Here is a 7249-nt window from a genome sequence, read left to right as displayed (position 1 = left end):
GCACCGATGCAGTGCGCGTCCTGGAGACAAGTCACCCGCCTGTCTACTACTTGCCATTGGACTCATTCCCTGCCGGTGTACTCGTCCCGGTCGGGGGCACCAGCTTCTGCGAGTTCAAGGGAGAAGCGCACTACTTCGACGTCGTTGCCGGCGGCATCGTCGTTCCCCGTGGCGGGTGGACCTACCCCGAACCCACCCGGGGTTTCGGGGCGCTCAGCACCCGAGTGGCCCTCTACCCGGCTCACATGGACTCCTGCCAAGTCAACGGCGAGCAGGTGACCTTCCAGGAAGGTGACTTCTACGGCGGTTGGATCACCACGCAGATCGTTGGTCCGTTCAAAGGCGGCCCGGGCACGGCCGGGTGGTGAGCACATCGCCCTCGCGCCGGCAAGACTTGCTGACTGTGCGTGTGGCGACTCAGCCGGTGCGCGCTCTGGCGGCTGGATGCCCGTTGTGCCCCGCCTTGCCGGCGTGATAGCTTTCCGGTGATCGTGATCAATCTTCAGGAGGTGAGACCCATGAACGCAGTATCCGTAATGGGCGCTCCCCCGAAGTCCACGGTCGCGCGACTGAAGTAGTCGTCTCCGGGAGTGCCGCAAGGCAAATTCGCGAAAGGCGACTCCCATGAACACAACACCTTCTTCAACTCCGCGCATCCATTCGACGACCGCCTCCGGTGCCATTGCAGTGACACGGACACCACAGCCCGGAAATTGGCCCGTTCCCGGCCAACAGGCCCACGCCGCACGACAGACCGACAACTCACACAAGCGGGCCTTGGTGCTCGCCGGCGCCGGAGCGGCAGGCAATGCGTGGGAGCTCGGTCTCATCGCCGGCCTGTCCGATGCCCGCATCGATGTCACCGAGGCCGACCTCATCATCGGGACATCGGCAGGATCAACAGTGGCTGCCCAGATCACCAGCGGGACTCGGCCGGCCGAACTGTATGCCGCCATCCTCGCCGAGGTGCCTCGGCCACAAGCCGGCCACTCCGGACCGGACAGGGGACGCGCTCCGAATCTCTCGGGGCAAACCTACCTGGAGTGGTCCAACGGAATCATTGGTTCTGCTGCGGATGCCTCCGACATGCGCCGCAGGATGGGCGCCGCGGCACTCGAGATGGAAGCTTCGGACGGCTCTGCCCAGATGCGCTGGCGCGACATCGTCGCGGCCCGGCTTCCCAGCCGGCACTGGCCGCAACAGCCCGTGCTGATCACGGCTGTTGATGCGGATACCGGGGACCCGGTCGTGTTCGACCGCCACAGCGGAATCGATCTGGTGGACGCCGTCGCCGCCAGCACCAGCAACGGCTACCGCATCGGCGGGACCCGGTACATCAACGGCGGCTATCGACGCAGTGAGAACGCCGACCTGGCCGCTGGATACGGGCGGGTGCTGGTGCTGTCACCCTTCGGCGGCAGGACGCGGATGCCGCTCGAGTGGGGCATGGATCTCGCCGCCCAAATCGACGAACTGCGCGCCGGGGGCAGCAGGGTCCAAACAGTCTTCCCGGATAGCGCCGCCGAGCACATGTTCGGCGCCAACGCGATGGATCTGTCTCTGCGTCCGCCTGCGGCTCGAGCTGGTTACAGCCAGGGCAGAGCCCTCGCGGAACAGGTCGCCGAAATCTGGCGGTGATGGCTGAAACCTGTCGGTGTTCGACTGTTACGGCGCGAGAGTCCAGGGGTCTCCGTGCGAGGCGCGGTGCCATGTCTGCCGCGGGCCGCCCGTTTCGTGCGCGACATCTGTCAGCCAGATGGTGCTGTCCGGGGCCCATCCGGCGATGACCGTCGCCGTTTCGGCGTCGACCGTTAGTGGGCGCGTCGCGCCGTTGAGGTAACCCAGGACGGAGAGGTGCGCGGCGTCCCACTCCCCTGCCACTTGTTCCCAATCCGGGATGACCCATCGGCCGTCGCGTCCGGTCAGGCGGAACCAGTCGTGTCGCCGGGATGCAGTGACCTCTAGTGGGAACCTGCGGCACAGCGTTATCCAGTCTTCTGCTGTGCCGATCTCAAGAGTCCGGCCCGCTCCCCGAACCGGAACCGTGGTCGCCTGCTCCCACCCCAGGGAATCTTCCACGAGGCTCAGTGCGGCCGGGACCTGCCCAACGGTGTGGAGCAGCCCGTGCGGGATCGACCACCAAGTTCCTGACCAGTTGGCGCGAGGATCGCCCGGGCGTTCGCGCGCGGCCCGCAGTTCCCCGGCTCGTTCGTCTCGGCCCCACCCAGCCAGTGTTTGTCGCGGATTCTTCGGCAGCGGTGCCTGGCCGTTTGTCGATCGCAAGCCGATGGCCCACTGCTCCGCCCGGCGAGGCTGCCAGAACCACTGGCTGTCGGGCAGCGCCATGACCTGTTCCGCGACGGGCGACAGGGCCGCCGTCACACTCGGGAGATCCGCGAGCACGTCCTCTCCATCGGGTGCCTGCCAGTACCTTGCCGTGTCCACTGACCGCTCGAGGGCCGCCTGCACCAGGTCGCTGTCAAGTCCGGTGAAGTCCAGGGAGGCGAGCCTGGCAGCCAGCTGTTCTGGTGACGCGGCAAAGGCCGGCGTCGAGGCCTCCCGGGAGGCAGCAGCGCCCAGCTGGACCCGCGAGGTCCCCGGTCCACCATCAAGTTCGTATCCCCACCAGAAGACCGCCGTTTTGACGTCCGGATCCAGCTGCATCGCCAGTTCAAGGCACAGACGGCGCCCTCGGGGCCCCCGCAGAAATGCGTCCACACTTGGCGTCATCAAATCATCCTCCCACCAGAGCGCAGCTTTACCTGGAGCGGTCCCGGGTGCCGTCGATGATGGCGGGTATCGCCGCGACGCGTTCTACCATTGCGGGATGGACACCACGGTTAGCGGAGTGCCTGTGCATTACGCCGAGTACGGCAGCGGCACGCCGGTTCTCGCTCTCCACGGCGCCGGTGTGGATCATCGCGAGATCGCCAGTGCCCTTGAACCGATTTTCGACGACGTTCCTGGCTACCGGCGCCTGTATCCGGACCTGCCCGGGATGGGCCGGACCCCGGCGCCCGAGACGATCACGAGCAATGACGACGTCGTGGACATTCTGCTCGGCCTTATCGCCAGCACTATTGGTGACGAACCGTTTCTTATGATGGGTCAGTCCTACGGCGGCTACCTGGCCCGTGCGATTGCGAACCTGCGACCTGATCAGGCCGTCGGGCTGGCGCTGATCTGCCCCGTTGGCCCGCAGACGCGCGACGTGCCTCAGCACGAGGTCCTTGTTTCGTCGGTCGATTTGACCGGTGCACTCGACTCGGATCTCGAGGCCACTTACCGCAGCTACTTCGTTGTGCAGACGCCTGAAACGCTGCGTCGGTTCCAGGAGTATGTGGCTCCCGCAACGTCCCTGGCTGACGAGTCGAGCCTGATGCGGATCTTTTCGCACTGGGAGTTGCGGGATCGGCCGGAAGCCGCGAAAGCCTATCCTCATCCGGTGTTGGTCGTTGCCGGGCGACAGGATGCCACCGCCGGGCACACAGGACCGTCGGAGCTGATCCGGCACTACCCACGCGCTACGTTGGCCGTACTCGACCGCGCCGGCCATGCCTTGATCCATGAGCAACCCAACCTCGTGCGAGCCCTTGTCGCCGACTGGCTCATGCGCGTGCGCGTGGCATCAGACGACAAAACCTAGTGGGCAGTGGCGCCCGCATGCGGGCGGATCCCTGTGTTATGGCTCCGCCGAACAAAGGCAAGACGATCCGTCCGCGGCGTCCAACCGGCGTCATGTAATGCACGGTAAGCAGCAAACCATCGCGACGGATTGCAGTCGGGCTGCCAGCAAAAGGACAATGGTGCCCATGACCGTCGTGACCCTCCTGGCCTTTGCCGGGCTGTGCCTGCTGCTTTCCGTCACCCCCGGCCCGGATACCTTCCTGGTGCTGAGGATCTCGTTGCAAAGTGCCGGGGCCGGCCTGGCGGCGGCGCTGGGCTCAGCTCTGGCATCCCTGGTCTGGGCCGCGCTGGTGGGAGTGGGGCTCGCCGCCGTGCTGGAGGACTCGGCGGAAGTGTTCCGTTGGCTGAAGATCGCAGGCGGGTTGTACTTGCTGTATCTGGGAATCTCGTCGCTGATCCGGGCGCGCCGCACAACTGCATCCCCGGCGGCCGGGCACGCTCCCCGCCGGAGCTACAGCCGAAGGACCGGCTTCGGTGCCGGCGCGTTCTCCACACTGCTCAACCCCAAGGTCGGCCTGTTCTACCTCGCCGTCGTGCCGCAGTTCATTCCGCACGGCGGCAACACCCTGGACACCGCCATGGTGCTCGGTGCCATCGAAAGCGCCATTGGATTCCTTTACCTGGCGGCTGTAGCCGTCGCGGCAGCGAAGGCAATGGCCTGGCTGCAGCGCCCCCGGGTGAGCAGTTGGCTCGAACGCGGCAGCAGCGGCATCATCGCCGCGCTCGGCCTGGGCGTACTGGCATCCAGCACCAGCTCGTAGCGGCGCGCCGGACCTCGACGGACAGGTGCAGTTCCCTATCCGGCAGAATGCCAACCCACTCAAGAGCCGAGCTGGTTATTCGTCTCCCTCCTCTGGACCTTCAGTTGGCACATTGACTCCGCGAATTTCACGAAAACGGCGGCCGGTCCTGAAGAGGACCGACCGCCGCCGAATGAAGATCAGGGTTGCATCAGGCCTTGGCCTTTCGCTTCACCCAGCCCCATACAGCCGTAGCCACCAGGAGCACCAGGCCGATGATGGCCAACCAGAGCAGGCCCTTCACGGCGAAGCCCAGGATCGAAAGAATAAGCCAAATAATAAGTAGTGTGATTATTAGTCCCATACGGAAAGCCTAAGCCACCCAGGTGGCTGTTTCCGAACGATCAGTGATCGTGGCGGAAGATGGCCACGGCTTCGCGGACCGCGTAGTAGACGATGACCATACCGGCCACGGGGTCGGCCCACCACCAACCGGCAAAGGTGTCCAGCAAGATGCCGGCCAGCACGGCGGCTGCCAGAAGACCGTCGATAAACGTCACCTTGCCCTCTGCTGTGAGAACGGGATTGCCCAGCGCCTTGCCCGTGCGGGCCTTTCCGGCTGAGAGGGCGAACATGACCACTGCCGTGACAGCCGTCCAGATAATTCCGGTGGGGCTCGGCCGTGCGTGGTGCCCGGCTGCCAAGGCAAGTCCGGACTGGACGAGCAGATAGAGAGCCAGGGCAACGAACGCCCCGGCGATCAGCCTCAACGCGAACCGTTGACGCCGTTCCCCGGCCCCCGAGAGTTCCCAGATCACCACGGTGCTGGCACCGATCTCGATCAGGCTGTCCAGGCCGAAGCCGGCCAGCGCCACCGATCCGGCCGTGATGGAAGCGACGGCAAGAACTGCCACTCCGACGACGTTCCAGCCCAGCGTGATGCCCTCAAGGATGAACCCGCGACGTCTCAGGCGCGCGATCTCAGGGCGCGTCAACATTTCAGGCAGCATCCGTGCCCTCTTTCCCGGCGCCCCCGGCGTTTCCGGCGATGGGTGCCGGCAGGCCGGCCAGCCGTTCGATGACGGCAAGCCCGGCCGGGGTGCCCGGCCAATGCCGCCGCAAAGACTCCGGGCCTGCGGAGCGGATCACGGAACGAAGAACCAAGGCCATGACGATCACGTCATCGGCATAGCCAATCAGCGGGAGGAAGTCCGGGACAAGATCCAGCGGCAAGAGCAGATATCCCAACAAAAGGAACAGCTTGATCCGGGCGCCGCGGGATACCGCAGGGTCGGCCGCCAAACGCCTCAGCACGCGCAACACATCCGGCAGCAGCCGCAACGCTTCCCGCATACCCACCGTCTCCGGATGGGACCTCGCATAGACCCACAACCCCAGCAGAAGAACCGCGTAGACAGCTACCAGCCCGGCCAAGATCCCCAGCGCCGCGTGCCACCACTGCACGGCCCCTACTCCCCGGCCTCAGGCAGGCCATGGCCTGACGGGGCATGCAGAGTCGCGTAGACCTTCTCGGCGTACTCGTCGAATACAGCGGAACACTCGCGCAGTCGCTCGTCGGCGGCCTGCGCTTCCGGCAGTTCCAGAACGTCACGGCTTTTCAGATCACGGTACCAGCGCCGCAAGCGGTCCAGGCTCTGCTCTTCCTCTTCCAGCTCCGCCAGAGTGAACTTGGCGTTTCGGGTTTCCTTGGCGATTTCGTCCTCGAACGCCCCGCAATCGCCGGTGAATTCCTTCCACTCATCCAACCTGAGCTCCTTGAATGCCGAGCGCAGGCCTTCCACTCCCGCATCGCCGCTACCCGGCGTTGCCAGGACGAGGACGCTGCCGGTTCCGCGGCCGGCCAGCTCCACGACCCTAGGCACGGCCTCCGAGAAGAACGGCGTGTCTGGAACGGTCCACACCCCCGAGGCCACTGGCGCAGCACCGATCCTCCGGAGCTCCCGCCACACACCGACCCTCGTCCGTGAGGTCTCACCAGTCAACCGGACAACAAGAACCAACCAATCCATGCATCAATCATATACTGCTACAACAAGGTAAGTAACAGCTGTTACATACTCCCTGCTCGGGAGGGCACAGAACCCGAGGACCTCGGCCGGTAGGTTCGGTCGGTCCGATGGAATCCCTTAGCCCTATCTGCCCGGTCTGAAAATACGGTAGTTCCGGGTGATTTGGGATGGGACTTTCTGTCTTGCCCGGACTGCAGGCCGCTCGCGTGGGTTCTGGATACCGACGGCGGAAACAATGCCCCCGAGGATGAGCAGCACCGCCGTCACGGTCACCACCCGGTGAAATCCGTCGAGATCAAGTTTGCCGCCCATGACGAGGCCGACCAGCGAGATGCCGATCAGACCGGCAACCCTGCTGACGGCGTTATTCGCTGCCGAGCCGATGCCGGCCTGCTGTTCCGAGATCGAACCGAGAATGGCGGCGGTGAGCGGTGCGACTGTCGCCGATAGCCCGACCGCGAACAGGAGGATCCCGGGCATCAGCTGGGTCCAGTAGTTGACCGGGATTTCCGACGCGAGCATCAGGAGGTAGCCAACTCCGGCGAGAACAGGTCCGAATGCCATGAACCACCGCGGGCCGAACCGCCCGGCCAGTGAGCCAAACCATGAAGCCAGGAGAATGTTGACGAGGCTGACGGGAAGCAAGGCCAGAGCGGCCGACGTCGCCGGAAAACCGGCAACCTGCTGCAGGAAAAGCACGATGATGAACCCGCCGATCGAAAGCGCGGCGTAGACGAAGGCCGTAGCCACGTTGCCGACGGCAAAGTTTCGGACGGCGAAGAGGCTGAGCGG

Annotated in this window: 10 protein-coding genes; 4 read left to right on the top strand and 6 right to left on the bottom strand. The window is 65.0% G+C overall.

The features are described from left to right. Positions 1-368, top strand: a 368-nt coding sequence (locus tag AC1D1S_RS17860) for a DUF427 domain-containing protein (protein ID WP_476995080.1), incomplete at its 5' end; no start/stop codon positions are given. Positions 369-624: 256 nt separating this feature from the next. Continuing rightward, the gene (locus tag AC1D1S_RS17855; protein ID WP_243177475.1) at positions 625-1638 is read left to right on the top strand and encodes a patatin-like phospholipase family protein; all 1014 of its coding nucleotides are present in this window, start codon (positions 625-627) and stop codon (positions 1636-1638) included. Between the two features lie 27 nt (positions 1639-1665). Here the strand turns inward: AC1D1S_RS17855 and AC1D1S_RS17850 are convergent, their stop codons facing one another. After that, positions 1666-2730, bottom strand: a complete 1065-nt coding sequence (locus AC1D1S_RS17850) for a hypothetical protein (protein WP_243177473.1) — start codon at positions 2728-2730, stop codon at positions 1666-1668. Positions 2731-2827: 97 nt separating this feature from the next. On the opposite strand from AC1D1S_RS17850, the gene AC1D1S_RS17845 reads away from it, so the two are divergent. Then, positions 2828-3646 carry an alpha/beta fold hydrolase gene (locus AC1D1S_RS17845; protein ID WP_476944578.1) on the top strand — a complete coding sequence of 273 codons (819 nt, stop codon included), beginning with the start codon at positions 2828-2830 and terminating at the stop codon, positions 3644-3646. 166 nt (positions 3647-3812) lie between these two features. Then, a complete protein-coding gene (locus AC1D1S_RS17840; protein ID WP_243177471.1) occupies positions 3813-4448 on the top strand; it encodes a LysE family translocator in 636 nt (211 codons plus the stop codon). 190 nt (positions 4449-4638) lie between these two features. Here the strand turns inward: AC1D1S_RS17840 and AC1D1S_RS17835 are convergent, their stop codons facing one another. The 5 genes from AC1D1S_RS17835 to AC1D1S_RS17815 all read right to left on the bottom strand — a co-directional run. Next, a complete protein-coding gene (locus tag AC1D1S_RS17835; protein WP_028276278.1) occupies positions 4639-4791 on the bottom strand; it encodes an LPXTG cell wall anchor domain-containing protein in 153 nt (50 codons plus the stop codon). Positions 4792-4831: 40 nt separating this feature from the next. Further along, positions 4832-5425 (bottom strand): cation efflux transmembrane domain-containing protein, encoded by a 594-nt coding sequence (locus AC1D1S_RS17830; protein WP_243177469.1) that lies wholly within the window; start codon positions 5423-5425, stop codon positions 4832-4834. Between the two features lies 1 nt (position 5426). Then, complete coding sequence (locus AC1D1S_RS17825) at positions 5427-5891, bottom strand: DUF1232 domain-containing protein (protein ID WP_243177468.1); 465 nt, start codon at positions 5889-5891, stop codon at positions 5427-5429. A gap of 5 nt (positions 5892-5896) precedes the next feature. Continuing rightward, positions 5897-6457 carry a Chromate resistance protein ChrB gene (locus tag AC1D1S_RS17820; protein WP_308197208.1) on the bottom strand — a complete coding sequence of 187 codons (561 nt, stop codon included), beginning with the start codon at positions 6455-6457 and terminating at the stop codon, positions 5897-5899. Positions 6458-6580: 123 nt separating this feature from the next. Further along, the coding region (locus tag AC1D1S_RS17815) for an MFS transporter (protein WP_476995079.1) at positions 6581-7249 on the bottom strand (669 nt) is incomplete at its 5' end.

Source organism: Arthrobacter sp. P1_A5 (assembly GCF_056406825.1).
This window is presented reverse-complemented; position numbering and strand designations above follow the sequence as displayed.